24 protein-coding genes and 1 pseudogene are annotated in these 26,503 nt (G+C 47.5%); 4 read left to right on the forward strand and 21 right to left on the reverse strand.

The genetic code is table 11. From position 1 onward, the window contains the following. Nucleotides 1-106: 106 nt before the first annotated feature. From ADU24_RS13805 to rpsU, 5 genes are all read right to left on the reverse strand, one after another. Complete coding sequence (locus ADU24_RS13805; protein WP_053367183.1) at nt 107-565, reverse strand: hypothetical protein; 459 nt, start codon at nt 563-565, stop codon at nt 107-109. 38 nt (nt 566-603) lie between these two features. Further along, nucleotides 604-1,590, reverse strand: a complete 987-nt coding sequence (floA, locus tag ADU24_RS13810; protein ID WP_269432239.1) for a flotillin-like protein FloA — start codon at nt 1,588-1,590, stop codon at nt 604-606. A 70-nt stretch (nt 1,591-1,660) separates the two neighbouring features. After that, the gene (locus tag ADU24_RS13815) at nt 1,661-2,296 is read right to left on the reverse strand and encodes an NfeD family protein (RefSeq protein ID WP_053367184.1); all 636 of its coding nucleotides are present in this window, start codon (nt 2,294-2,296) and stop codon (nt 1,661-1,663) included. Between the two features lie 151 nt (nt 2,297-2,447). Continuing rightward, the gene (locus ADU24_RS13820) at nt 2,448-2,891 is read right to left on the reverse strand and encodes a GatB/YqeY domain-containing protein (RefSeq protein WP_053367185.1); all 444 of its coding nucleotides are present in this window, start codon (nt 2,889-2,891) and stop codon (nt 2,448-2,450) included. A gap of 14 nt (nt 2,892-2,905) precedes the next feature. After that, complete coding sequence (rpsU, locus tag ADU24_RS13825) at nt 2,906-3,079, reverse strand: 30S ribosomal protein S21 (RefSeq protein ID WP_007087607.1); 174 nt, start codon at nt 3,077-3,079, stop codon at nt 2,906-2,908. 342 nt (nt 3,080-3,421) lie between these two features. On the opposite strand from rpsU, the gene ADU24_RS13830 reads away from it, so the two are divergent. Beyond that, nucleotides 3,422-4,342, forward strand: a complete 921-nt coding sequence (locus ADU24_RS13830; RefSeq protein WP_082306917.1) for a Na/Pi symporter — start codon at nt 3,422-3,424, stop codon at nt 4,340-4,342. 250 nt (nt 4,343-4,592) lie between these two features. Here the strand turns inward: ADU24_RS13830 and mtaB are convergent, their stop codons facing one another. The 12 genes from mtaB to gpr form a co-directional block, all read right to left on the reverse strand. Further along, a complete protein-coding gene (gene mtaB, locus ADU24_RS13835) occupies nt 4,593-5,948 on the reverse strand; it encodes a tRNA (N(6)-L-threonylcarbamoyladenosine(37)-C(2))-methylthiotransferase MtaB (protein WP_053367186.1) in 1,356 nt (451 codons plus the stop codon). Nucleotides 5,949-5,954: 6 nt separating this feature from the next. Beyond that, the gene (locus ADU24_RS13840; RefSeq protein ID WP_053367187.1) at nt 5,955-6,701 is read right to left on the reverse strand and encodes a 16S rRNA (uracil(1498)-N(3))-methyltransferase; all 747 of its coding nucleotides are present in this window, start codon (nt 6,699-6,701) and stop codon (nt 5,955-5,957) included. Nucleotides 6,702-7,242: 541 nt separating this feature from the next. After that, nucleotides 7,243-8,184 carry a 50S ribosomal protein L11 methyltransferase gene (prmA, locus tag ADU24_RS13845; protein WP_053367188.1) on the reverse strand — a complete coding sequence of 314 codons (942 nt, stop codon included), beginning with the start codon at nt 8,182-8,184 and terminating at the stop codon, nt 7,243-7,245. 16 nt (nt 8,185-8,200) lie between these two features. Then, nucleotides 8,201-9,349 carry a molecular chaperone DnaJ gene (dnaJ, locus tag ADU24_RS13850; RefSeq protein WP_053367189.1) on the reverse strand — a complete coding sequence of 383 codons (1,149 nt, stop codon included), beginning with the start codon at nt 9,347-9,349 and terminating at the stop codon, nt 8,201-8,203. A 430-nt stretch (nt 9,350-9,779) separates the two neighbouring features. Continuing rightward, on the reverse strand, nt 9,780-11,618 hold the full coding sequence (gene dnaK, locus ADU24_RS13855; RefSeq protein ID WP_053367190.1) for a molecular chaperone DnaK: 1,839 nt from the start codon (nt 11,616-11,618) through the stop codon (nt 9,780-9,782). A gap of 40 nt (nt 11,619-11,658) precedes the next feature. Further along, complete coding sequence (gene grpE / locus ADU24_RS13860) at nt 11,659-12,303, reverse strand: nucleotide exchange factor GrpE (protein WP_082306918.1); 645 nt, start codon at nt 12,301-12,303, stop codon at nt 11,659-11,661. Nucleotides 12,304-12,350: 47 nt separating this feature from the next. Continuing rightward, nucleotides 12,351-13,382 carry a heat-inducible transcriptional repressor HrcA gene (hrcA, locus tag ADU24_RS13865; RefSeq protein WP_053367192.1) on the reverse strand — a complete coding sequence of 344 codons (1,032 nt, stop codon included), beginning with the start codon at nt 13,380-13,382 and terminating at the stop codon, nt 12,351-12,353. Between the two features lie 105 nt (nt 13,383-13,487). Then, nucleotides 13,488-14,654: a radical SAM family heme chaperone HemW gene (hemW, locus tag ADU24_RS13870; RefSeq protein ID WP_082306919.1), complete on the reverse strand. Its 1,167-nt coding sequence runs from the start codon at nt 14,652-14,654 to the stop codon at nt 13,488-13,490. A gap of 155 nt (nt 14,655-14,809) precedes the next feature. Further along, nucleotides 14,810-16,645 (reverse strand): translation elongation factor 4, encoded by a 1,836-nt coding sequence (gene lepA, locus ADU24_RS13875; RefSeq protein WP_053367194.1) that lies wholly within the window; start codon nt 16,643-16,645, stop codon nt 14,810-14,812. Between the two features lie 222 nt (nt 16,646-16,867). Continuing rightward, nucleotides 16,868-17,197 carry a DUF3679 domain-containing protein gene (locus tag ADU24_RS13880; RefSeq protein WP_053367195.1) on the reverse strand — a complete coding sequence of 110 codons (330 nt, stop codon included), beginning with the start codon at nt 17,195-17,197 and terminating at the stop codon, nt 16,868-16,870. Between the two features lie 14 nt (nt 17,198-17,211). After that, nucleotides 17,212-18,393: a stage II sporulation protein P gene (spoIIP, locus tag ADU24_RS13885; protein ID WP_053367196.1), complete on the reverse strand. Its 1,182-nt coding sequence runs from the start codon at nt 18,391-18,393 to the stop codon at nt 17,212-17,214. A 199-nt stretch (nt 18,394-18,592) separates the two neighbouring features. Further along, a complete protein-coding gene (gene gpr, locus ADU24_RS13890; protein ID WP_053367197.1) occupies nt 18,593-19,717 on the reverse strand; it encodes a GPR endopeptidase in 1,125 nt (374 codons plus the stop codon). A 234-nt stretch (nt 19,718-19,951) separates the two neighbouring features. Between gpr and rpsT the strand changes: the two genes are divergently transcribed. Further along, on the forward strand, nt 19,952-20,212 hold the full coding sequence (gene rpsT, locus ADU24_RS13895; protein ID WP_053367198.1) for a 30S ribosomal protein S20: 261 nt from the start codon (nt 19,952-19,954) through the stop codon (nt 20,210-20,212). A gap of 42 nt (nt 20,213-20,254) precedes the next feature. On the opposite strand, the gene holA is transcribed toward rpsT, so the two are convergent. Continuing rightward, on the reverse strand, nt 20,255-21,274 hold the full coding sequence (holA, locus tag ADU24_RS13900) for a DNA polymerase III subunit delta (RefSeq protein WP_053367199.1): 1,020 nt from the start codon (nt 21,272-21,274) through the stop codon (nt 20,255-20,257). Nucleotides 21,275-21,573: 299 nt separating this feature from the next. Here holA and ADU24_RS22630 point away from each other — a divergent pair, with 299 nt between their 5' ends. Further along, nucleotides 21,574-21,708 (forward strand): YqzM family protein, encoded by a 135-nt coding sequence (locus ADU24_RS22630; RefSeq protein WP_082306920.1) that lies wholly within the window; start codon nt 21,574-21,576, stop codon nt 21,706-21,708. A 246-nt stretch (nt 21,709-21,954) separates the two neighbouring features. Here the strand turns inward: ADU24_RS22630 and ADU24_RS13905 are convergent, their stop codons facing one another. The 3 genes and pseudogenes from ADU24_RS13905 to ADU24_RS13915 all read right to left on the reverse strand — a co-directional run bounded on the left by ADU24_RS13905 (nt 21,955) and on the right by ADU24_RS13915 (nt 25,592). Beyond that, nucleotides 21,955-24,324 (reverse strand): DNA internalization-related competence protein ComEC/Rec2, encoded by a 2,370-nt coding sequence (locus tag ADU24_RS13905; protein WP_053367200.1) that lies wholly within the window; start codon nt 24,322-24,324, stop codon nt 21,955-21,957. Nucleotides 24,325-24,434: 110 nt separating this feature from the next. After that, nucleotides 24,435-24,914 (reverse strand): annotated as a pseudogene (locus ADU24_RS13910) (ComE operon protein 2); the annotation flags it as partial. A 69-nt stretch (nt 24,915-24,983) separates the two neighbouring features. Continuing rightward, a complete protein-coding gene (locus ADU24_RS13915) occupies nt 24,984-25,592 on the reverse strand; it encodes a helix-hairpin-helix domain-containing protein (RefSeq protein ID WP_053367202.1) in 609 nt (202 codons plus the stop codon). Nucleotides 25,593-25,676: 84 nt separating this feature from the next. Between ADU24_RS13915 and comER the strand changes: the two genes are divergently transcribed. Continuing rightward, entirely contained in the window at nt 25,677-26,501 is an 825-nt protein-coding gene (gene comER, locus ADU24_RS13920; protein ID WP_053367203.1) for a late competence protein ComER, read from the forward strand. Nucleotides 26,502-26,503 lie beyond the last annotated feature (2 nt).

Here is a 26,503-nt window from a genome sequence, read left to right on the forward strand (position 1 = left end):
TAGCCCCCGGGTTGACCAACGGGCCATCAAACCCTTAATGCACGCGAGAACGCGCGTTGCAAGGCTTCTACCGCTGCTGGAATCCCTGTTTAAATAGATATAGCGGCTATCGCTTATAATAAGGCTTTTTTGATCTTGGCGGGCCGAGGATTTCTGCCCAGACTACCGCATCCGCGAGATTTTTTTCCGTTACCGGCTCTATGGCGATATCCTGCCCATCCCTGCCTTTGCCCGCATCCTGAAGCACGGGCCTTTTGGTTTCTTCTCTCTTTTCCATGGCTGCCGCCAAAGCGGGAACAGAATTGACCGCCTCCCGCACAGCTTCGGCCTTGTCAGTTCGCGCCTGTACCTGGGGCTCCTCGCGTCTTACGGGCCGCCTGCCGCTTCCCCGCTCGTTTTGCCTCGCGACTTCGCCTGCCATATCCTGCAGCTCCCTAGCCAGCTCGGGCAGCCTGCCGGGACGCTTGTTTTTGGCTTCAGGTTTTCCTTTTATTTTGGAAAACATCGAAGAAACAATGGCGATTAATGCAAACAATAGGATTGGATTTTCAAAAAGCTTTTCCAATTTGGGCCTCCTTCCCTGCCTTCAGCAGTTCCAGGCTGTTACTGGCCATCTTTGTGATCCTTGCCCATTTTGCCAATCGAATCTCTCATGTCGGTATCAGCATTGATATTCTTGAAATTAAAGTAATCCATAACGCCAATGTTGCCGGATTTCAAAGCTTCTGCCATCGCAAGCGGCACTTCAGCTTCCGCCTGGACAACTTTCGCCCTCATTTCTTCAACCTTGGCCCTCATTTCCTGCTCGCTCGCAACCGCCATCGCGCGGCGCTCCTCAGCCTTTGCCTGGGCAATTTTCTTATCCGCCTCGGCTTGTTCGGTTTGAAGTTCCGCACCGATGTTTTTGCCGATGTCCACATCCGCGATATCGATTGACAGGATTTCGAATGCGGTCCCGGCGTCAAGCCCTTTTGCTAGCACCGTCTGGGAGATCAGGTCTGGATTTTCGAGAACCTTGCTATGGTTTTCGGAAGAACCGATTGTGGAAACGACTCCCTCGCCAACACGGGCAACAACCGTTTCTTCTCCGGCCCCACCGACAAGGCGGTCAATGTTGGCGCGCACGGTAATTCGCGCCTTTGCCTTCACTTCGATTCCGTTCATCGCAACCCCGGCGATGAAAGGCGTTTCAATAACTTTTGGGTTAACACTCATTTGGACCGCTTCTAGTACATCACGGCCGGCCAGGTCAATCGCGGCGCTCCGTTCAAACGACAACTCGATATTCGCCCTGTGCGCGGCGATAAGCGCGTTTACGACCCTGTCTACGTTCCCCCCGGCCAAATAGTGGCTTTCAAGCTGGTTCGTCGTAACATTAAGTCCTGCTTTATGCGCCTTGATCAGTGGGTTGATGACCCTGTGCGGCGTTACGCGGCGCAACCTCATCCCAATTAAGGTGAAGATACTCACCCTTACCCCAGCCGCAAGCGCGGAAATCCATAGCATGACCGGGACAAAAGATAACAAGATCCCTAATAAAATCATTCCAACTACTACAATCGCAATGATAAAAACAGCTTCATTCGTCAAAATGGTTCAGCCTCCTTCAATCTTTATCTATATTAGTGATAAAGCTTGCCTCTTTATGTTTCTAGCGGCTTTACTTTATCTCCCTTACCACAACACGGGGACCTTCAACTTCAATTACCTTCACCCTTGCATTTTGCCCAATGAAGGATCCTTCCGTCACCACGTCGACGCGCTCACTGCCGAAAATGGCGGTGCCGGCTGGCCGGAGCACGGTTTGTGCAATTCCTTCCCTGCCCATCAGGTCGGTCCTGTTTACGTTTGAAACATAGCCATCTTCTTTGCGCGCAGTGTCAAACAGGACCATTGAATTAAACAGGGTCATTTTCTTATGGAACACTTTGATAAGCAAAAAGAATAAGACAATTGAAAACGTTAACGAGATTAGCAGTGAAACACCCATCTGAAACGTGTTTTCCCCCGCCATGAACAAACTTCCCACAAGCGCCGCAATCCCAAGCGTTCCAGCTACTGCGCCCGGAAGGAAAAATTCAAGAAAAATCAGGATTATGCCTGCGATAAAAAGGGCGAGCGTACCAAACCCCGCCAGCCCGGCCATAAAGTGGCCATAAAAAAACAGCAACAACGCGGATAGCCCGACAAGCCCCGGCAGCCCTATTCTTGGTGAAAACAATTCCAGGACCATAGCCATCCCCGCAATGCACAATAACACCGTGACAACAATAGGATCTGTTATAAATGCGGTCATCTCAATCCTCCTCCCAAAATCCCTGTTCTATTATGTACGTCTCATATGCCTGAAAGTTTCAGGCAAGCAAAATAAATTTTGGAAGCGCTCCACTTTTCCAGGTCATAGTAAAACCGCAGGCTTACGCCTGCGGCCATTGATGTCAGTTGAATTATGAAAGGTGTTGTTGCACAAGTTTATTAACAAGTGATCCGTCTGCCTTGCCTTTGACTTTTGGCATAATGGCAGCCATCACTTTTCCCATATCCGCTTTGGAACTGGCACCGGTTTCCACGATTGTTTCCTTGACAATTTCCTCTAGCTCCTTTTCGGAAAGCTGCTGGGGCATGTAAAGTTCCACAATTGAAAGTTCCTGGCGCAGTTTTTCAACAAGGTCAGGACGACCTGCTTTATCAAATTCATGAAGGGAGTCTTTCCGTTGTTTCATTTCGCGTGAAAGGACAGTCAGCTCTTCCTCCTCGGTCAATTCCCGTCCATGCTTAATGGCTTCATTCTGCATGGAGGACTTGATCATCCGAATGACGGTAAGCTTGTCTTTGTCTTTTGATTTCATTGCTTGTTTCATGTCATTGTTTAAACGCTCGAGAAGACTCATAGGTCCACCCTCTCTTAAAACTTACGCTTTCTGGCTGCTTCTGACTTCTTCTTACGCTTGACACTTGGTTTTTCGTAGAATTCGCGCTTTCTAGCTTCTTGCAATGTACCAGTTTTAGAAACTGTACGTTTGAAGCGACGAAGAGCATCTTCAAGCGATTCGTTTTTACGAACGACGGTTTTAGACATTCTCTTTCCCTCCCTCCGAACACAACACACTCACATCAAACACATGGAAAACCATGTACTTTGCCATTATAATACAACCTATTACTGAGGTCAACTGAATTTACGCACGGGATGGGGATGTTTGTCCAACTTTTTTAAAATAATCCCGAAAATATAAGTACGGAAGGCTATCAGTAAAGTGAAAGCACCTGCGCCAGGCCCCTTCGGAAAAGAAAAATATTTTTTCTATGTACAATTGCAAGGCTGCAGCAGCCTTCCTAATGCCTACCCATCCGTTTGTTTTAGAAAAAAGAATCATTCTCTCCCGGGACAGGCCATAGACTGGTAAAGGGAGTGGATGCCGTGAAATACATTGTTTTATTTGGTTTGTGCATTGGGCTGTTTATTATGGGGATGACCATTATCAGGATTGGGATGTTCAATATATCCGGGAACCGGCTGAAGCGGCTGCTCCAAAAATTAACGAGCACCCCATTTAAAGGTATGGCCACCGGCACATTAATCACAGCAATCCTTCAAAGCAGCTCGACTGTTATGGTATTGGCGATAGGATTGATTTCCGCCAGAATCCTTACCTTCCCCCAATCAATCGGGATTATTTTGGGGACAAACATCGGGACTACGTTCAAGACAGAATTAATTACATTTGATTTAGGTAAGATCCTAATCCCAATCGCAGTTGCCGGTGCCATTTTAATTTTTGCGAGGAAGGTCGTTTGGAGAAGCTCCGGGATGGTCCTCCTGGGCATTGCGTCCGTCTTCACCGCTATGAAAGGGTTCGAGGCTCTATCGCTGCCCCTGGCGTCCGTAGAGGCCGTCCATAAGCTCCTATTGTCATTAAACGAGCATATACTTGTCGGGATAGCGGCCGGGGCATGCATGACCGCCATTATCCAGTCCAGTACGGCCATGACAGGAATTGCAATGGGCTTCCTTACTTCAGGCGTCCTTGGGCTCGAGGCGGGAATCGCCGTCATGCTTGGGGCCAATATCGGGACATGCATAACTGCCCTTATTGCGGCAATCGGAGGCGGCGAGGAAGCAAGGCTGGCTGCATTTGCCCATGTCTGGCTGAATGTCATAGGCGTCCTGCTGTTCATCCCTCTTATTCCTGCACTTGGGAATCTGGGGCCGGCCATAGCCAAATCACCCGATGTCCAGCTGGCCCACATCAGCGTCATTTTCAATGTTGCGACTTCGCTGCTGGCGCTTCCATTCGCGGAGAGGTTCGGGAGAATGATTATGTATTTCCATGCTAAATAGTGTTGAAGGAAATAAAAGATGATTTATGGATTCTCGGTTGTTGAGGATTTTAAAAAAGATGGGTTCATGATTTCTCCAGGCAATATCGTGCTTTAGGATTTTTAAAAAGTAGTGATTATTTTTGAAAACTTCGTACGATGGCATTTTTTTAAAGTAGAGATTATGTGTTCCCTTTGAAAACTTCGTACGATGGCCCATTTTTCCCAAAAAGAAAAGCTGCCCCATCATTCACGGGGCAGCCTTTGCTGTGTTATCCAATCGCTTCCTTAACGGAGGCTTCTTCGTTGTCCATTACGCGGACAAACTGGCCTTCATTATAAGGATATCCGGCTTTGGCAATTTTCACTTTTACAATCTTTCCGACCATTTCCTCGGATGCCGGGAAAACAACCTTCAGGTAATTGTCTGTATAGCCGACATACAAGCCCGTTTGGCCGCCATCCTTGAATTCCTCTTCCGGAATCACTTCAAGCACTTCTCCTTCAAACTGGGACGCATATTCCTTGGCAAGCTGATCGGAAAGGGCAATCAGGCGATGGACGCGCTCATTTTTCACTTCTTCATCAACCTGGTCTTCCATCCTCGCGGCAGGGGTGCCTGTGCGCTTGGAGTATGGGAAGACATGAAGCTCGGAAAATTTATGAGCCTTGACGAAATTGTATGTTTCCATGAACTCTTCTTCCGTTTCACCCGGAAAACCGACTATGACGTCGGATGTAACGGCAAGGCCAGGAAGTGCTTCCTTCAAGCGGTCAAGCCGTTCGCCGAAAAATTCCATCGTATACTTCCGGCGCATTCTTTTCAAGACGGTATCAGACCCGGATTGCAGCGGTATATGCAGGTGGCGGACAACAAGCTCCGAATCATTGATGACCTGGATAACTTCATCGGTAATTTGGCTCGCTTCAATGGATGAAATGCGAAGGCGTTTCAGCCCTTTAACTTCTGCTTCAAGATCCCGGAGCAGGGCTGCCAAGTTATAATCCTTCAAGTCTTCGCCGTAGCCGCCGGTATGGATGCCTGTAAGGACGATTTCCTTGTAGCCGGCGTCGACTAGCTGCTGTGCCTGGCGGATAACCTCTTTCGGATCACGTGACCTCATGAGGCCGCGGGCCCACGGAATGATACAGAAGGTGCAGAAGTTGTTGCAGCCTTCCTGGATTTTCAGGGATGCGCGTGTCCTGTCTGTAAATGCGGGAACATCCAGCTCCTCATACACCCGGTTTTTCATAATATTGCGGACGCCGTTGATCGGCTGGCGCTCTTGCTTGTACTGGGCGATATAGTCGAGCATCTTCACGCGATCCTGAGTCCCGACAACAATGTCCACACCCGGGATTGCAATGATTTCAGCTGGTGACGTTTGGGCGTAGCAGCCGGTAACGCAAATAACGGCATCCGGGTTTTTGCGTATCGCCCTGCGGATAACTTGGCGGCTTTTTTTGTCGCCTGTATTCGTGACCGTGCACGTATTGATTATATATACATCAGAAGAAGACTCGAATTCAACACGATCGTAGCCTTCCTGTTTGAACAATTGCCAAATTGCTTCAGTTTCATAGTGGTTCACCTTGCATCCAAGAGTATGAAACGCGACTGTAGGCATGTAAACTCACCTCATTAATTCTAAATGATAGGATATCGCCGCCAGCGCATAGAGCGGGGCGGTTTCTGTCCTTAAAATTCTTGGTCCCAGACCACAAAGCTGAAAACCATGGCCCTTGAGTTGGTCAACTTCCCCTTCAGAAAGCCCTCCCTCCGGACCAAAAACAATCAGCAAGGAATCTCCCGGCTTAATATTCGCAAGTGTTCCAGAGAATGCGGAAGTTTCTCCGGCCCTGCTTTCTTCTTCATAGGCGACGAGCTTTGCATCATAGTTATTGGACTCCAAAAGCAGAGCGCGAAAATCAATCGGCGCCATAACTTCAGGCAATACATTGCGATGTGACTGCTCGGCCGCTTCCTTGGCAATTTTCTGCCAACGTTCAGCCTTCTTGCCTGATTTTTTTTCGTCCAGTTTAACGACGGAACGCGCGGCGGCAAATGGGATGAACTTGTGGGCGCCCATTTCGGTGCCCTTTTGAATAATCCATTCCAGTTTGTCCCCTTTCGGAAGCCCGCTGGCAATCGCCACTTGGATAGGCAGCTCGGTAGTTCCATCATTCCATTTTACAACGTCCGCGGCTACCGTTTCACCGGTAATTTCTGCAATTTCGCATACAGCGCTCCTTGCCCCGGGGTTAACACAGATGATGTGATCACCAATTCCCATTCGCATCACCTTCACGATGTGGAAACGGTCATCCCCTTCCAGAATGAACCGGCCATCTTCCAATTTTTCAACAAAATAGCGCTGCATGTGGAGCACCCCTCTGTAAGCAATATTTCTATTTTACTAAAAGTTACTAATAAAGTCACTTGATTTTGCATGTTTACTGGTGTTTTAATTGTATGAAAATTTAGATAAATGCGAATGGCTTGTAAAATGTGGCGAATGAACTAATAAACGGGGCGAATGTCGTAAAGAGCAAGGTGAATGATCGTGTTGAATTTTTGAAAAGGGGGCTTTGGACTAGAATCCCATGAAAATTTAGTTTGCTTTCTGGATCCCTGGTTTATTTGGACATGGAAGTTGCAAAGACTCTATTTGGTGTCCGAATCCCCGCCTTATTTGGACACGGAAGTTACGAATACTCTACTAGCTGTCAAAAAATCGGGCTTCTTTGGACTCAGATACCACTATTACCCCAATTTACATTCAACTATCTCTGGACTCCATTTCCGATGGTTCACATGTTCTCTTTCTGAATTAAAAACTACGTCCCGTACAGCTTCCGAATTTACTTCACACTTCACAAAAAAGGCATCCGCTTAAAAAAGCGGATACCTCATGCGGAAAATCATTTCTTTTGGGCGATTATCGCAACCCAGTCTTCCATTAAAATTGTTTCCACTATTGAAAAGCCTTCGTTAATGAGTGCATCCTTTACCAAATCCTTTTTGGCTTGGATGATTCCTGAAGCGATGAAGGTGCCGCCAGGTTTCAGGACGCGGGCCACGTCTTCTGTAAACCGTAAAATGACTTCGGCAAGAATATTGGCGACAACGACATCAGCTGAACGATCTTGTATCCTTTCAAGCAAGTTGTTCTGGGCAACCAATACCTTGTCCTGGACCTTATTCAGCTTAATATTCAGCCTTGCTGACTTAACGGCCACTTCGTCGAGATCATACGCCCTTATATCGGAGCCACCAAGCAATGCCGCTGCTATGCTTAGAACGCCGGAGCCTGTGCCCACATCGATTACGTCATCACCCGGCTTTACAGTCCGTTCGAGCGCCTGGATGCACATGACCGTTGTAGGATGGGTTCCTGTACCAAAAGCCATGCCCGGGTCTAGTTCAATAATCAATTCATCACTATTTACCGGGGTATATTCCTCCCACGTTGGGACTACCGTGAACCGCTCTGAAATTTTCACTGGATTGTAGTACTTTTTCCAGGCTGTTGCCCATTCTTCCTCGTTTACTTCGGAAATCGTGACTTTGTTCAGACCGATATCAATATCGTGGATAATCAGATTATTGATTGATTCCTTGATGGCGTCGACCGTTTCACCCAAAAAGCTGTTCACCGGCAGGTACGCCTTAACGATAACGCCTTCCTCCGGATAATCATTCGGATCGAGCTGATAAATTTCCCCGAATTGGTCTTCCCGCTCTTTAATAAGCTCAAAAGGGTCCTCAATAACAACCCCGCTAGCCCCTGCTTCATGGAGGATATGGGAAATCGGTTCAACTGCTTCATTCGCCGTATGGATGCTGATTTCAGACCATTTCATCTTGCCTGCCCCACTCTCAATCGCCTTTAAAGGCGCGTTTTACTTTTGAAAAAAAACTTTCTTCATGCTCGCCAAGCGGCGCATTCCCGCTAATTTCCGCAAATTCGCGGAGCAGCTGCTTTTGTTTGTCCGTCAATTTCGTAGGCGTGATAATCCGGATAATCACATGCTGGTCGCCTGTACCATAGCCTCTGACGTTCGGGATTCCTTTTCCGCGCAGGCGGAATTTGGTTCCCGATTGCGTACCAGCCGGTATTTTAAGTTTAACTTTCCCATGAAGGGTCGGAACTTCAATTTCATCCCCGAGCGATGCCTGGACAAATGTCAATGGCATTTCACAGTAGACATCGTCACCATCCCGTTCGAAAAATTCATGCGGCCTAACATGGAAAACAACGTACAAATCCCCAGGAGGGCCGCCATTGGCCCCAGCTTCTCCCTGGCCAGCCATCCTCAGCTGTTGCCCGTCATCAATTCCTGCCGGGATTTTCACATGGATTTTCTTTCTCTTCCTCACTTTTCCTTCTCCGCCGCAGGTTGCACACTTTTGCTTAATCTCTTTTCCGGTTCCATTACAGTAAGTACAAACCCTGCGGTTAACGATACGGCCGAATGGGGTGTTTTGTTCGACATTCAGCTGGCCCGTTCCATGGCAATGGCTGCACGTTTCAGGCTGAGTCCCTGGTTTCGCGCCCGAGCCGTGGCATGTTCCACATGTTTCGTCACGCGGGATTTCAATGTCTGTCTCTTTTCCGAACGCGGCTTCCTCAAATGAAACGGTCATTGTATATTGAAGGTCCGCGCCCTGCCTTGGCGCATTTGGGTCGCGCCTCCTGGCTGCCCCGCCGCCAAAAAAAGTATTAAATATATCTTCAAAACCGCCAAAGCCGCCGCCAAAGCCGCCGCCAAAATCGCCGCCACCACCGAAACCGCCAAAACCTTGGTTCGGGTCAGTATGCCCGAATTGGTCGTAGTGGGCGCGCTTTTGGTCGTCGCTGAGCGTTTCATATGCCTCTTTCACTTCTTTAAATTTTTCATCGGCATTCGGTTCCTTGTTTACATCAGGATGCAGCTGCTTGGAAAGCTTCCGGTATGCCTTTTTGATTTCATCCTTGGAGGCACCCTTCCCGACTCCAAGTACTTCATAATAGTCCCTTTTGCTCATCTAACCACTCCCGAAAATCTCACATAAAAATAATTGTAGCATTCGCCTGGGTGTTAAACAATATAAAGATGCTTGCCCGTTCCAGGCAATCCACAGAAAAAGTCAAAGCCGGATAACGTGACTTTGACTTTTTCAATGTAAAAAGGAACTCATAACGAGACCCTTGCTTTTCTATTGTCTGGCAGCCGGCGCTAACCGGCCGCTTCCGCTTTTCTCTGTCCAGCTGCGGCAGCCAGCGCCTAGTGTACTTCGGTCTCCTCCTTACGATAAGTCAACATCGGTTCACTGCGTTCACTGTGTTTCCTTTATCTCGTTCGGAGCCCTCCAGCCCATACGGCGCTAACCGGCTACTTCCGCTTTTCTCTGTCCAGCTGCGGCGGCTAGGGGCTCGGGGTCTTAAGCCTGTAGCCCCTGACCACCTCCGCTTTTCTTACTTGTCGTCTTTGATTTCTTCGAATTCGGCGTCAACGACATTGTCGTCTTTCGGGCCGGCGCTACCAGGACCGGCATTCTGTCCTTGCTGGGCTTGCGCCTGCTTCGCTGCTTCTTCGTAAAGTTTGACGGAAAGGTTCTGGACGATTTCCTGCAACGCGTCTTTCTTCGCGCGCATTTCATCGAGGTCGTTTTTCTCGATTGCAGCCTTTAGGGCATCTTTCGCTTCAGTTGCCTTTGCCACTTCGGAAGCGTCTACCTTGCCTTCAAGATCTTTCAATGTCTTTTCCGTTTGGAACACGAGCTGGTCAGCTTCATTGCGAAGATCAACTTCCTCTTTTGCCTTCTTGTCTGCTTCTGCATTCAATTCAGCTTCCTTAACCATGCGCTCGATTTCTTCATCGCTCAGGCCGGTTGAGGACTTGATCGTAATCTGCTGTTCCTTGTTCGTTCCAAGGTCTTTCGCGCGGACATTTACAATTCCGTTCTTGTCAATATCAAAAGTTACTTCAATTTGAGGGATTCCACGTGGAGCCGGCGGAATATCGGTCAGTTGGAAACGTCCAAGTGTCTTGTTGTGCGCAGCCATTGGGCGTTCCCCTTGAAGGACATGGATATCAACTGCGGTCTGGTTGTCAGCGGCAGTAGAGAAAATCTGTGATTTAGATGTAGGAATTGTCGTATTCCTTTCAATCAGCTTCGTGAATACGCCGCCCATTGTTTCAATTCCAAGTGACAGTGGGGTAACGTCGAGAAGCACGATATCCTTCACGTCTCCGGAAATGACGCCTCCCTGGATTGCGGCACCCATTGCAACTACTTCGTCAGGGTTGACTCCGCGGTGAGGCTCTTTGCCAGTCGCGCGTTTAATAGCTTCCTGAACGGCAGGGATCCTAGTTGATCCGCCAACGAGGATAACCTTGTCGATTTCGGAAGCAGACATTCCTGCATCGCTTAATGCCTGGCGGGTTGGCCCCATTGTGCGTTCAACAAGATCAGCAGTCAATTCATCGAACTTCGCTCTTGTCAATGTAACATCAAGGTGAAGGGGGCCGGCTGCGCCAGCAGTAATAAATGGCAATGAGATTTGCGTTGAAGTAACACCGGAAAGATCTTTCTTTGCTTTTTCCGCTGCATCCTTCAAACGCTGAACCGCCATTTTATCCTGTGAAAGGTCGATTCCGTTTTCTTTCCTGAACTGGTCAACCAGATAGTCAATAACAGCCTGGTCGAAATCATCGCCGCCAAGGCGGTTATCACCAGCAGTAGCTTTTACTTCAAACACACCATCGCCAAGTTCAAGGATGGATACGTCAAATGTACCGCCTCCAAGATCGTAAACGAGGATTGTTTGGTCTTCTTCCGTTTTATCAAGGCCATAAGCAAGCGCTGCTGCTGTTGGCTCGTTGATAATCCTTTCTACTTCCAGGCCTGCGATCCGTCCGGCATCCTTCGTTGCCTGGCGCTCCGCATCATTAAAGTATGCAGGTACGGTAATAACTGCTTTTGTAACTTCTTCCCCAAGGTAGTCTTCCGCATAGGACTTCAGGTATTGAAGCAGGATTGCGGAAACTTCCTGAGGCGTGTATTTTTTGCCTTCAATTTCCTCTGTATGGCTTGTGCCCATATGCCTTTTAATCGACATGATTGTGTTCGCGTTCGTAACAGCCTGACGCTTGGCCACTTCCCCAATTTGGCGCTCGCCATTTTTAAAGGCAACGACGGATGGTGTTGTGCGGTTGCCTTCCGGGTTTGGGATTACTTTAGGTTCTCCCCCTTCAAGTACGGCCACACAGGAGTTGGTCGTACCAAGGTCGATTCCAATGATTTTGCTCATAATCCTTTTCCTCCAATTCCAAATATGTAGAAAGGTAATTTTATTGGTTCACTTTTACCATTGAATAACGAATTACCTTATCCTTTAGCAAATACCCTTTTTGAAACTCTTCAACCACTGTATTTGACTCATAAGCATCGTCTTCCACTTGCATTACCGCCTGGTGGAAATTAGGGTCAAACGGTTGGCCGGTAGCCTCGATTGCCTGAAGTCCTTCCTTTTTCAGCGCATCCAGCAAGCCACGGTAAACCAATTCCATCCCTTGCTTCAGTGATGATGCTTGTTCACCCTCAACTTCCAGGCTCAATGCCCGTTCAAAATTGTCCAGGGTTGGAAGAATATCTGAAATCAGGCTCTGAGCCCTGTATTTTTCGGCAGCTTCGGTGTCAATTTTAACCCTGCGCCGGTAATTATCGAAATCAGCCTGCAGCCTGAAGTAGCGGTTTTCAGCTTCCTCCAGCTTCTTTTCAAGCTCAGCACATTTTTCATTCGAAAGGCCAGTGCCTTCTGAAGCTTCAGTGCGCTCGGCAGCAGTTTCTTCATTTCCAGCCTCAGTCTCTTTCTGGTCCAAATCTTCTGGCTGGGTAAAATCAGTCTTGTTTTCTTCTGTCAATTTGCTCACCTCCCTTAAAGGAACAGTCTTCAATATCCAAAATAAAAGCTGCACGTTTCGGAAAAAGGCCATTAAAAAGGGCGGGATAAGGCATCCGCCCCTACTCAATATTTCCAAGGCTATTTCGTTTGATACAGCTTTGTAAGAACGGTTGACAAATCCCGGCTGATGATTTTCAAAAGGCCAACGACCCGTGAATATTCCATCCTCGTAGGGCCAAGAACCCCAATGCTTCCGAGATTTTCATCACCCATTGTATAAGTGGCAGTTATCAGGCTGCAGTTTTCCATCGCCTGGTTATCATTTTCACGGCCTATCCTGATCGTAATCCCAGCCGGGCTGTTTTTAATCAATTCATAAACAGGCTGTTCCTGCTCAATCATCGAAAGGAGGCTGCGTATTTTTGAAATATCATTAAATTCCGGCTGGCTGAGGATATTGGTTTTGCCTCCGAAAAACAATTTTTCGCTGACAGGCATTTTCAGCGCGTCGGAAATCAAATGGAGCATCATATCATAGTCATTAATATGCTGGCGAAGCAGAACCGCCACTTCCTTATACAGTTTATCCCGTAAATCAAGGAGTGGAACACCCGCAAGCCGCTCATTCAGGATATTAACCATCTTTTCAAGGTCACCCGCATCATGCGAAGCCGGGAGCTGCATCATCTTGTTTTCTACATGGCCAGTATCAGTGACAATGATTGCAATCGCTGTTTCCTTGTTCAAAGGGACGATTTGAATTTTTCTCAGCCGGTTCTCCTCAACCGCGGGCCCGAGCATAATGGAGGTGTAACTTGTCATTTCTGACAAAATCATGGCGGACCGCTGGATGATTTTTTCAAATTCGAAAATCCGCTCGGCAAAAATCGACTTGATTTTGGTCAAATCCCTCTGGTCGACTTTTTCGGGAGATAGCAGATGATCGACATAATACCGGTAACCTTTTTCCGAGGGGATCCTGCCGGATGACGTATGGGTCTTTTCTATATACCCAAGTTCCTCAAGATCCGCCATTTCATTCCGGATTGTCGCGGAACTGAATGAAATAGTCCCTTTCTTTGACAAACTCCGGGAACCGACCGGCTGTGCGGATCGGATGAATTCATCAACAATAACCTGAAGAATAAGCAATTGGCGATCTGTTAACAAGTTCATCACCCCTGTTAGCACTCATTTACCCCGAGTGCTAATTCTACTAATAAAGTATCAAAACTACCTGGTCGTGTCAATGATTTCGATTCAAAATGGCATCGCCTACTTCATTAAAAATGACTGGAAAACCTCGTTCCCGAGAAGCTTTCCTTTTCGCGTCAGGAAGATGCTTTCCCCTGAGGCATCTATGAGGCCATTTTTCGACAATGTGTCAATTTGGGATGCGAAAACAGATTCGAGCGAAACATTGAATTTCTTTTTAAAATGACTCTTTCTGACTCCTTCCGCCATCCTTAGGCCAAGGAACATTTCTTCTTCCATCGCTTCTTCCTTTGTTACCTCATTTTCCTCCAAGACAGGAAGCTGCCCGTCTTTAAGGGAGGCCATATATCTGTTAAGCGGACCGATATTGGAGCGGCGGACTTTTCCAACATAACTGTGCGCACCCGCCCCGAATCCATAGTATTCCTCATTTCTCCAATACGTCAGATTATGGAGGCTTTCATAGCCTTTTTTTGAAAAATTGCTTATCTCGTATTGCTGGTAGCCATGCGAAGCCATTTCATCCATTAGCAGTTCGTACATGGCCGCTTCCACATCCTCGCCAGGCAATGGGAGTTTTCCCTTTCTCATCAGGTTATAAAAAACCGTCTTTGGCTCGATGATGAGCGAGTAGCCTGAAAAATGGGGAAGGCCAAGGGATAGTGCTTCGGTTAGCGTTTCCCTGAAATCGCCAAGCGATTGTCCGGGAAGTGCGTAGATGAGATCGATGGAAATGTTTTCGAACCCCGCCCTTTTTGCATCCTCGACTGTTTTGTACACATCCCTTGCCCTATGGCTCCGGCCGATTTTCTCAAGCAATTCATCGTTAAATGACTGAACTCCAAGGCTCAGCCTGTTCACTCCGGCATCCTTAAGAATAGCCAGTTTTTCATAGGAAAGGTCGCCAGGATTTCCTTCAAACGTGTACTCAAGGCCAGGCGCCTTGGGCAAATTGGCGTTAATGCTTCCGCAAAGCTTCTCCAACTGTGCACTGTTCAAGGCTGTTGGCGTTCCACCTCCTACAAATATACTTTTCATCTCCCCCGCCGGATAGCGGCCAAGTGTGAGCCCAATCTCCTTATCGAGGGATTCTAAGTACTCGTCAACCGGCTGGCCCTGAAGGAAAAATTTATTGAAATCGCAATAGTGGCAAATATGCTGACAAAATGGAATATGGATATAGGCAGCGGCTGGCGCTGTATATTTCGTTTCATTCACGTTTATCACTCCAAGAAAAACATATTAAACCATTATACTATAAGAAGGCAAAAAAATAAGAAGCAAGAAGCTATGACGCTTTCTTCTAATATAAGGCAATTCACCTATATGAAAAAAGGCAGGCACCGCCTGATCGGGCGGGTGCCTGCCATCTCGTATCTCGTTTACTTTTTCGGTCCGCTGTCATCCATTTTAAGGACGGCCATGAATGCTTCCTGCGGGACTTCAACAGAACCCACTTGTTTCATTCGCTTTTTCCCTTCCTTTTGCTTCTCAAGAAGCTTCCGTTTCCGGGAAATGTCCCCGCCGTAACATTTTGCGAGCACGTTTTTACGAATTGCTTTTATTGTGGAACGGGCAACGATCTTCTGTCCGATAGCTGCCTGGACAGGCACCTCGAATTGCTGCCTCGGTATGAGGTCCTTCAGCTTTTCGACGATCGCCTTTCCACGTTCGTAGGAAAAATCCTTATGGACGATGAAGCTCAAGGCATCAACCTTTTCAGTGTTCAGCAGAATGTCCATCTTGACCAGCTTGGAAGGCTTATAGCCAATCAGCTCATAATCAAAGGACGCATAGCCCCTTGTATTCGATTTGAGCTGGTCGAAGAAGTCATAAACAATTTCAGCAAGCGGAATTTCATATACAATGCTGACACGCTTTTCATCCAAGTATTGCATGTCGATGAAAATACCCCGTTTATGCTGGCAAAGTTCCATAATCGCGCCGACATAATCGTTCGGGGCCATCATGGTTGCTTTAACATATGGCTCTTCGACATGGTCGATTTTTTGCGGGTCCGGCATATTGGATGGGTTGTCCACGCTAAGCTCGGTTCCGTCCGTCAAAAGAACATGGTAAATTACACTCGGTGCCGTTGTAATCAGGTCGATTTTAAACTCGCGCTCAATCCGCTCCTGGATGATTTCCATGTGGAGCAGGCCAAGGAATCCGCAGCGGAAACCGAAGCCAAGCGCCTGGGATGTTTCAGGCTCAAACTGGAGAGCCGCATCATTCAGCTCAAGCTTTTCGAGGGCTTCACGCAAATCGTTGAATTTATTTGAATCAATTGGATAAAGACCGCAGAAGACCATCGGATTTAATTTCCGGTAGCCTGGCAACGGCTCGGTTACCCCGCCTTTCGCGTTGGTAATCGTATCCCCGACCCTCGTATCACTCACATTTTTAATCGAAGCGGTAAGGAAGCCGACATCCCCGACTGTCAGTTCTTCGCGCGGTTCCGCTTTAGGCGAGAACACCCCGATTTCGTTTACTTCGAATTCTTTCCCGGTTGCCATCATCTTAACTTTGTCGCCAACCTTAATTGTTCCGTCGACAACCCTGATATAGGCAACAACGCCCCGATACGCATCATACAGCGAGTCGAATATTAAGGCTTTTAATGGCGCCTCCGGATCTCCCGTTGGAGCGGGAACCTGCTTGACTACCTGCTCAAGGATGTCTTCGATTCCAATGCCGGCTTTGGCGGAAGCGAGGACCGCTTCGGAAGCATCAAGGCCAATGACATCCTCGATTTCATTGCGGACTCGCTCCGGGTCAGCGCTTGGCAAGTCAATTTTATTAATAACCGGAAGGATTTCCAGGTCGTTATCAAGGGCAAGATAGACGTTTGCCAAGGTCTGCGCTTCAATCCCCTGAGCGGCATCGACAACAAGAATTGCTCCTTCACATGCTGCGAGGCTTCGCGAGACCTCATAAGTGAAATCGACGTGCCCCGGTGTATCGATTAAATGGAAGATATATTCTTCCCCGTCTTTTGCCTTATACTTCAACTGGACGGCGTTTAGCTTAATCGTTATGCCACGCTCACGCTCCAGGTCCATGGAGTCAAGCAACTGGTCCTTCATTTCACGTGAGGTCAATGCATTCGTTTTTTCCAAAATTCGATCGGCAAGCGTCGACTTGCCATGGTCAATATGGGCTATAATCGAAAAGTTCCTTATTTTCGACTGCCTCTTCAAACGTTGTTCTCTATTCAATAGGGTTCACTCCTGTTTTACGCACCTGTAGACTATTTTTGATTATATCAGCACGAAAATCAACTTTCAATGAAAAGTGCAGGTATCCCCACGGAGATAGATATGGATTCTGTTATGCAGGGAATTGAAGGAAAAAGTGGCGCCACTTACCGCCGTGCAGGAAAATAAAACATAAAAATAGTGCCCGGGCCTTCCATACCCGGACACAAAAACAAAAGCATATTACTTTGAAAAGAAATCAATTATTCCTTTTACGGCTCCTGACAGAATACTTGTCAGTGCTTTGCCTATTGAGGAAAACACATTGATGCCTTCCGTATCCTCAATTTGTTGGCCTCTTTCATTTAAACGGATTGTGGCGACCTCGCTTCCCATAATTCCGACTGTCAAATCTTCATGGCCTTCTTTTTCAAGAGAAACAGGCTGCTTGAATTCAGGTTCTCCATATCCCTTTATGCGGCTGATTCCGTCATTTGCCGCCTGCATCCCCCCGAGGGCGAGCGCGAACATGATCGCGGCAAGGCCAAGTGCTTTTAACATATAGAGCTTCATGCCGCTCCCTCCTCTTACTTTTTATCAGTCGGCTGTTCAATCGGTTTTTCCACACTTTCTGCCTGCCAGAAATAATCAGCAAAAACATCTGCGAATGCTTCAGCGGACCGGTTCAATTCCTCGAAGGTATTATCGACTCCCCCAAATTCAATAAGAATGGCGTTTCCTGATAAATCCTGGTTGTACTTGCCATTCGTCCCCTTTCCCTTTTTCACCACGACACCTCTACTAAGGCCTTTGTAGTTTTTCTCAAGAAGCTCATGAAGCTCTGTTGCGAATTGCTCATTCTTTTTGAAATTGGGATTGTCACCACCGATAACGAATGCCAGCTTTGCATAAGAAGCTCCGTTAATTAGTTTGGTCGTTTCTTTTTTTCGATGGGAATCCCTGTGGATGTCGAAATAATATAGAAGTTCCTTATTCGTTGCCATCGCTTCTTTAACTACATTCCTGGCTTCTGAATATGATTTTTCATATCCTAATTTTTTGGATAGCAACCTATTATTAATATCCGTTTTATCGACAGTCGAGCCAATTCCCCTAGCTTCAAGGCTACTCTTCAGGACATCCCCTATTTGCGTGACGTTGATTTTCGAATGGTAGGCGCGATTGGGCTCTTTTTCACCTTTTAGGTAAGGCAAATAAGACTCCCGGTTATGGGAGAAATAGATGAACACACCTTCTTTCCACCTCGGTGCAGGGGAGCTGCCATTGCCGGTAGAAGGAATATCGGCGAGGTTTTGAAGCGCAGCCTCCCTTTCCGCCCTCATTATTTCAATTGGCGGAGCCGATTCAATTGGCATATTTGTATAATTGGTCCCTTCTCCCGCTACGGCAATCCTGCCATCAAACAAATAGAAACCTGGCAACTCCCGTCCTAGCAAGCTTCTCGGGTCGTCTAACTTTATATTTGCCGATACGGATAAAAAAAGATTTGCAAGCTTCGGGCTCGCGCCTTTTCCATCCTGGCTCGCGAAGTAATGGTTCTCCCATCCCGCGAATCGGTAAAGCAGTTCCGTATTGATTCTGCCTGGCGAATTTCCAAGGCCGAATGATTTTTGGGTGTTTCCCGTACCTAGGGATGCAAGGAGCCCGCTTGCGGTAAAAATGCAAATCAGGAAGCTGGCCAGCAGGGCGGCCCCCTTTGCCAGGCCTGTCCCTGATAAAATTAGTGCATTGTTCGGCCTGTGTTTCATCGTCCCACCATCCCCTCCAATGATCTACAGCGATTCAAGGGATTGCCATAAAGACAATCAACATGCCTTGAACCGAGTTTCTAGTAAATCATATGAAAGCGATAGAGTTGGTAGAACCTGTTCCTCATTTTAGGTGGCATGTGCATGGCAATAGGTTTTCTTTTTAAGGCGGGTTCTGATTAAGTGGCCAGGAAAAAGCTTACCTTGTATAGAAACCCGTATTTTCCTGGTCGACTTCAGAATGAAGCGCCGAATTTAACCCTGTTGCAATCAGGTTTGCCATATCCTCGATGAATACATCCACTTCCTTTGGCGTTACCATCAAATTGTGCCCGAGCGGAGCCAGGACCTCATGAATCAATTGGCGTTTTTCCTCTTCCTCAAGGGTGCCAACGATGCCAAGAAACGTTTTTCTATGCTCTTCTTCAGGCAAGTCCTCATTTGTCAGCTTTTTCTTCTTTCCAAACGTCATGCCAGCCGGAACAAGCGCCCTCGACGGCTTGTTCCCTTCCTTCAACTCCTTGCCGAAATGCTTCAGGACAAAATCAATGGCGTCGCTTGTAATGGAAACAGCATCGACGACCGTCGGCACGCCTATAGCGATAACCGGAATACCAAGGGTTTCCTTGCTGAGCTCCTTCCGTTTGTTGCCGACCCCTGACCCTGGGTGGATCCCCGTATCCGAAATTTGGATTGTCGAATTGACTCTTTCGATCGACCTCGAAGCAAGCGCATCGACTGCAATGACAAATCCCGGTTTCGTCTTTCCAACTACCCCCTGGATAATATCGCTCGTCTCTATTCCAGTCAGTCCCATGACGCCCGGCGCAAGCGCGCTGACAGACCGGTAGCCTTCTTTAACATTTTCAGGTTGGAGATTGAAGAGATGCCTCGTCACAAGAAGATTCTCGCAGACGATTGGCCCAAGTGCATCGGGCGTTACATTCCAATTTCCGAGGCCCACAACAAGGCATGAATCCTCTTTCCCGATTCCGGCGCTCTCCAAAAACCCGCCAAATTCATCAGCAAATAATTTCCCAACCTTTTGCTGAAGCTCGGTATCCTGCTGGCGGATGCCCGCCACTTCTATCGTCAAGTAGCGCCCGGGCTTCTTCCCAACCTGTTTTTCTCCTTCCTTTGTTATTTCCACAAGAGAAACCTTCATCCCATCAATCTCTTTTTCCTTTATGATGACTCCTTCGATTTCGGAAACATTCCGTTCCTGCCCAATTGTTCCCTCCCTGCCGGCGATTGCCATTTCCCTTGCTTCTACAGCCAGGTCTGTCCTAAGTCCATAGTTGCGAATATCGAACATTTCACTCATGTACTATTGCCCCCAAGTCTTAGTTGAATTGCCATTCATGTTACTTATTATGTTTTCCTGGATCCGGGCAATTCATTCAGCCTGTCAAGGAGATTGGTTTTACACATTTTGTTCGTTGAGTATTGCAATATTGGCATGCGTTTGATAGAATATCTTTTGTTCCTATTTATGTTTATGGAAGTGAAATGTCGAGTTCATAGAAGTGTCTCGGTTCTTTTTTAGGAGGTGAATGGAATGCCAAACATTAAATCTGCTATCAAACGCGTAAAAACAAACGAAGCAAACAACGCTCAAAATACAGCTGCAAAGTCTGCAATGCGTACTGCTGTTAAAAAAGCTGAATCTGCAATCGTATTGAACGACGGCGAAGCAGCGAAAGAAGTTTTTGCCGGAGCGGTGAGCCAGCTTGACAAAGCTGTTACTAAAGGCCTTATCCATAAAAATGCAGCTGCCCGCAAAAAGTCTCGCCTAGCAAAGAAAATCAACGCTCTATAAGAGTGAAAAGCCTGCTCCACGAAAAGGAGCAGGCTGTTTTTTTTATGATGGCCTTCCAAGCTTCATAAGGAACATTTCGACAAGGAGTGATTTATCGGCTCCCCCGGTTTTCATTTTGTAGTCTGCTTCGGCAAGCTGCCCAATCATCCCCGTGAGCTCCTCATCGGAAAATCTCCCCGCAAGCCCTGCCGCCATCTTGACCCTGTATGGATGGACTTTGAGCAAACCGGCAATTTGCTGCTGGCCATACCCCTTCCTGGCCAGTTCTTTTATTTGGTAAATGAGCCGGAACTGGCCGGCCAATAGAGCGAGAATTTTTATTGGTTCCTCATTTTGCTTAATCAAATCATAATAGATACGCAGCGCGTCTGCCGTTTTGCGTTGCACAACCTTATCGGTAAGGCTGAAAATGTTTTGTTCAAGCGATTTTGGGATGAGCATTTCGACGGTCGGCCCATCCACTTTGCCGCCGGGACCGGCATACAGGGCCAGCTTGTCCAATTCATTCGACAGCATGAACAAATTGCTTCCGGCAAGTGCAGCGACGATTTCCACTGCCTCCGGCTCAATACTGAACCCCTTGCGTTTCGCCTGGCCGGCAATCCAATGCTTCAGTTCCTGATCGGAAAGTTTTTTCAATTCAGCGGTAACCGCTACCCGCTTTAATTCCTTTGTAAGCTTTTTCCGTTCATCCAGCTTTTCATATGGGGCAAAAAACACCAAAATCGTGTACGGTGCAGGCTCCTTCAAGTAAGCTTCCAGCCTTTGAAGGTTGTGGACCGTTTTTTCCTTTTGTTTCTCCGAGGTCAAAAAGACTGGATTCTGGACAAAGACAATTTTTTTCTCCCCCATAAAAGGAAACGTTTCCGCATCTTCAAGCGCAGCTTCTATAGGCGCCTCCTCCATGTCGTAGGTTGAAAAGTTAAAATCCCGTTCATCCCCAAGCACCTGGTCAAGCAAAAGCTGGCCTGTTTCCTTCATCAAAAACGATTCAGTACCGTATAACAAATACACCGGAGAAAACTGCTTCGCCCTGATTTGTTTCCATAATTCCATTACCATTCCTGCAACTCTCCCCAAATAAATACACCTTTTTCTCTCTCTATCCTAAAGAAGCCCGTCCAATTTTACAAGCATTCAAAGGGAATCGGAAATCCATATCCGATCCCCATTTTATATGAACGCCGGATCGACAAGCCCCGGGCCTTGCCTGCCGGCGGAACGCCTTACTGTTTTTATATTTCGCTCCTGACGAAAAAACTATTTGTGTTAAGTACTGACAAAAAGCGGCCGTGCATGCAGCGCTGGATTTTTTTTGGGGGATGGCTTATACTATTATGGAATATAGGGAGGGGTAGCTTGTGAACGAATTTGAACAAAACGTCCAGAGCAAACGTAACGATGCGATTGATTCAGGGGTTGGCTTTATTGTTTCCTTTGGTTTTTTCGCAACCATGTTCCTAATCGCGACAGTCATCCATGCCATCGGTTCATAATGGATGCCTTCCAAGGCCGCCTGCCGCGGCCTTTTTATTTTGCCCTTAAAGCCTTTTTGGCAACAGGAATGGTTTCCGTCTTGTTGTTCTGCCCCGATAGCCGTTTTGGCTAACATAAAACGGGATTCGTGGGGTTGTTCTCCCGGTAGCCGTTTTGGCTAACCGAAATGAGTCCCGTGGTCCAATTTCTGTTGTTGGCGAAAGGTTTTCCTGCTAACCGGGACTGGCTCCGGAGTTGCAATCTTTTCATTTTGGCCCGGAGGCTTTATTTTTTCCGGTCGATGGTCCAGTGTATGGCAAAAAGGAAGAAAAGGTTCCTGAATTTCCTTCAAAAGTATACGTTATTGCCCCGTGGAGGTCGGTCCTGAATACCATTGCGCCAATTTCTTCAAACCTCTTTAAGGTTTCATCATTCGGGTGGCCAAATCTGTTGTTCACTCCCGCGGAAACAAGGACGAACTCGGGCTGGTACATTTTTAGGAATTGCTCCGATGAAGAGGTTTTGCTCCCGTGATGGCCAGCCTTCAGGACATCAATTTTCAATTTTGGGAACGTACCCGCAATCTCGTTCTCTGCCTGTTGATCAAGGTCCCCTGTAAAAAACCACCTCTTGCCTCCTAGAACGGAATAAATGGAGACTGAACCGCCATTCCGTTCTCCAGTATATCCTTTTCCGGGTGAAAGGATATAGAAGCTATAAGGCCCGGCCTGCCAATTCTCTCCCCTTGATACCTCCCGGATGGGAATTCCCTTTTCGGCTGCGAGGAAGATCATTCTTTCTTCCAGTCCGGATTTCTCCCTCATGTCTGGAATCATAATTTCCTCAMCCCTCATTTCATCCAGGATTGCAGCGGCACCGCCAATATGGTCCATATCGCCGTGTGTCAGGATTAACTTATCAATTTTTGTTATGCCTTTAGCTTTTAAAAGGGGAATGACAGTGTCCTTTCCGGGATCAAATGGCTTTTTCCGCTGCTGCCATTCCTTTTTTCCAAAATCAACAACCCCGCCTGTATCAATAAGATAAACCCCTTTATAGTCCGGCAGCTTTATTAAAATGCTGTCACCCTGGCCAACATCAATCAATGTGATTTCCCCGGCAGAAGGGCTTGCCTGCTTAATTTCTACATGAATAACCAGAAAGATAATCGGGATGCAGAGAAATACGGCCGCCTTTTTACCAGGCTGAGCTTTTTCCCAAAAAATGAGGGAACAAATGACAGCCGCGGCATAAAACGAGACTGCCGGCAAACCCAGGTGTCCGGGGGTAAGCTGGAAAGGGGTTTTCGCCATGAAAACCGCTAGCCTGTCCGAGAGGATAATTCCCTTATTTACATAATAGGCTGCAGAATCACCCAAACCGCCCAAAAAGCTGAATGGATATAAAATGTACACAGCCGGCATCAAAAAGAACGAATAAAGCGGAATGTAGATGAGGTTTGCCACGGCTGCAATCAGGGGGATGCCATAAAAATGGGACAACAAAATTGGCAAGGCGGCATTCTGGGAGATCATCGTCCCGGCAAGCAGGAGGACGGCGCCCCCAGCTTTCATCCCCTGTAATGCACGCGACGATACTAAAAGGGCAAAAGTAACCGCGTAGGATAATTGAAAGCCGGGATCAAACAGGATATAGGGATCTGCCAATAAATACACTCCAAGGGATAGGGAAAGGGCATCGATTGCGCTGACAGGGAAAGAGTGCGGGCGGAGATTTGCGAGCAGGAGAATTTCGGCCATCAGAACCGACCTGATTACGGATGGAGAACCACCTGCGAGGATGGCATACAGAGGAAGAAGGAACAAAAGGCTCCCGGCCATCCGTTCACGCGTTACGCCCATTCGGATGCCAGCATATAAGGCTGCTCCTGCCAAAATGGTCACTTGCATGCCAGAAATCGCTAACAAATGGGTAATCCCTAAATTTTTGTAGGCTCCGCTCACCTCGAGGGAGAATAGCGACTGTTCACCATATATGAGAGCGGCCGCAACTGGAACAGTCTCCGCGGGAAGGTGTCCGGACATGCCTTTAATCCCCCGCTCCCGGAGCTTGCCGAGCCTTTCAACAATGCCTGAAGCCTCTTCCCTGCACATCCCTAGTGGAGCGCCGTCAAGCTTCAGCATCCAAAAAACGTGGCGCCTGCCTAAATATTCCCTGTAATCGAAGGCGCCCGGGTTTCTTGCACCGGAAGGGAGATCCAATTTTCCCGTAAGCCGGCAGCTTCTTCCGACAAAACTTGCTTTTTCAAGAGCTGCTTTTTCCAATTCACTTTTTATTTTGTATGTAGCCATAACATGTTCGCTGGTTCGGGCATCGACCGCTTCTGCAATAAAAAAGTCGCCATCAATTTTTGCGCCGGACCGAAAACTTAATGTGAACTCCCTTTCATTTCCGGAAAGAAGTGTTCTGTTTTTCTGGACTGACTGGAATCCAAATTCGGAAAATAGCACAAATACGACAACGACGAGAACAATGTCCACAAACGTAAACCTTTTTATTTTTAACAGGAAAAAAAGGTAAAGAAGGAAGGCGAGAAGAATGGGGTTCACGTGATAAAACGCGGTTAAGGTCCCTAAAAGGGCCGCGGGGGCAAGGAGGATGAACTTCTTTTTCATAATTACCTCCGGAAATCATCACTATACTGTTGTTTTGTGCGTGCGCTTTAGAAAATCAATCTGCGCATCCGCTGCAAACCGGGGATGCGCAAATTGAATTAGCGGCCAGTTTCCTGGGCAAGGCTAGGAATAGAGGCAATTTTACTGAAGTCAATAATGGTCTCTTCCAATTCCACCTTTTCAGTTTTCACATTTGCCTTTTCGAAAAGTTCAACCGCATAAGGGTGGTTTTTATAATCCGTTGCGTAATAGACCGTTTTGATGCCCGCCTGGATGAGCGCCTTGGAACATTGCAGGCACGGGAAGTGGGTCACATAGATTTCCGCTCCATCGGTGGGAACGCCAAATTTCGCGCATTGCAGGAGAGCGTTCATTTCCGCGTGGATCGTTCGGACGCAATGGTGGTCAATGACATAGCAGCCATGGTCCGTACAATGCTCCCCGCCTGCAATTGATCCGTTGTATCCGCCGGCAATGATCCGTTTATCCCTTACAATAGTCGCTCCTACCGTCAGCCGGGTACATGTGCTCCTCAGGGCCAGCAAATGGCTTTGCGCCATAAAATACTGGTCCCACGAAATTCTTTCCATTTTTCAATTCCCCCTTATGCTGTGTTGGCTGTTTGTCCTTATCAGTTTACCTTCCTTTGTCGCATACGGTCAACGGACAGTAATGGAAGATTCGAGCTTTTCATACGTTTTCTCCCCTATTCCGCTAATCTCCTTTAATTGGGCGGTATCTTTAAAAGGCCCGTTTTTTTCTCTGTATTCAATGATGGCTGCCGCCTTGGCAGGGCCAATTCCCGGTATTTCCTGAAGTCCCGCCGCATCGGCTTTATTGATGTTGATTTTCCCATTCTCTGCCGAACCGGGCGCAGGCAAGGACATTTGCGGCCCTTCCGTTCCTGTTAACGGAATAAAAATGACCATCTCGTCCTCGAGCTTTTGGGCAAAATTGACCTGGGCCGCGTCCGCCTTTTCCGTCAGGCCGCCTGCCCTTTCAATCATATCAATTACCCTTTCGTCTTTCTCCGCACGGTACACCCCCGGTTTTCTCACTTCCCCTTTTACATCGACAAGAATCAGTACGTTCTCCTCCCCGGCATCTGCGCCTGGTGATTCCGCCCGTTCCTCCATTTCCAGGAAAGGGTCCGCCTGCCCGCTCATTTCCGGAACAGGCTCCCGAAAGAAGCTATAATACAAAAAGATTCCGAGTGCGGCAACGGCCGCGGCTAAATAGAGTTTATTGCTGTTCAGCCACTCTGTCATTGAAAATTCTCCTTTAGGTATAATTTGCTTGTCCGATTCATATTGTTGTAGTGGAATTCGTTTGGCCAGGAGGGGATTGTGAAGATGAATATCGGTATTATCGGGACAGGTAATATGGGGCGAATTCTCGCAGAAGCGTTTATTGATAGCGGGGCGGTAAAAGCGGAGTCCCTTATGGTCGCCAACAGGACGATGGCGAAAGCATTGGAGCTTAAAAAAGTGTATCCGGGCATCCAGGTTGCCGAAAAGGCCGAGGAAGTTGCCCGTCATTCGGATATGGTGTTTATTTGTGTCAAGCCCTTGGAAATCCACGGGCTCCTCGGAACGATCACTTCCCTTCTGACAAAAGAAAAATGCCTTGTATCCATAACAAGCCCGATTCGTACAGGCCAAATTGAGACTCTTGTAGACTGTTCGGTCATCAGGGCAATACCGAGCATTACAAACAGGGCATTGGCCGGCGCATGCCTTATGACATACGGGGAAAAATGTGATCCGGAATGGAAAAACAAAGCGTTTAATTTCCTGTCCAAACTATCGACCCCAATCGAGATTGAACAGGAATATGTCCGTGTTTCATCCGATATTGTCAGTTGCGGGCCAGCATTTTTCAGTTTCCTTTTACAGGCGTTCATAGAAGCGGCCGTCAAAAAAACGGCAATCGATAAAGAACGGGCGACGCAAATGGCCAGCACCATGATCATTGGAATGGGAGAATTATTAAGCCAGGGCCATTACACATTGCCCACGCTGCAGGAAAAGGTATGCGTGAAAGGCGGAATTACAGGTGAGGGTATAAAGGTTCTTGAAAAAGGGATTGGGGATTTATTTTATCATTTGCTCGATGCGACCCATGCGAAATTTGAAGAGGATTTAAAAAAAGCTGAAGAACAGTATTCTCCCAACTAATT

The sequence above is a fragment of the Bacillus sp. FJAT-27245 genome (genome assembly GCF_001273955.1).
Classification (GTDB): domain Bacteria; phylum Bacillota; class Bacilli; order Bacillales; family Cytobacillaceae; genus Bacillus_D.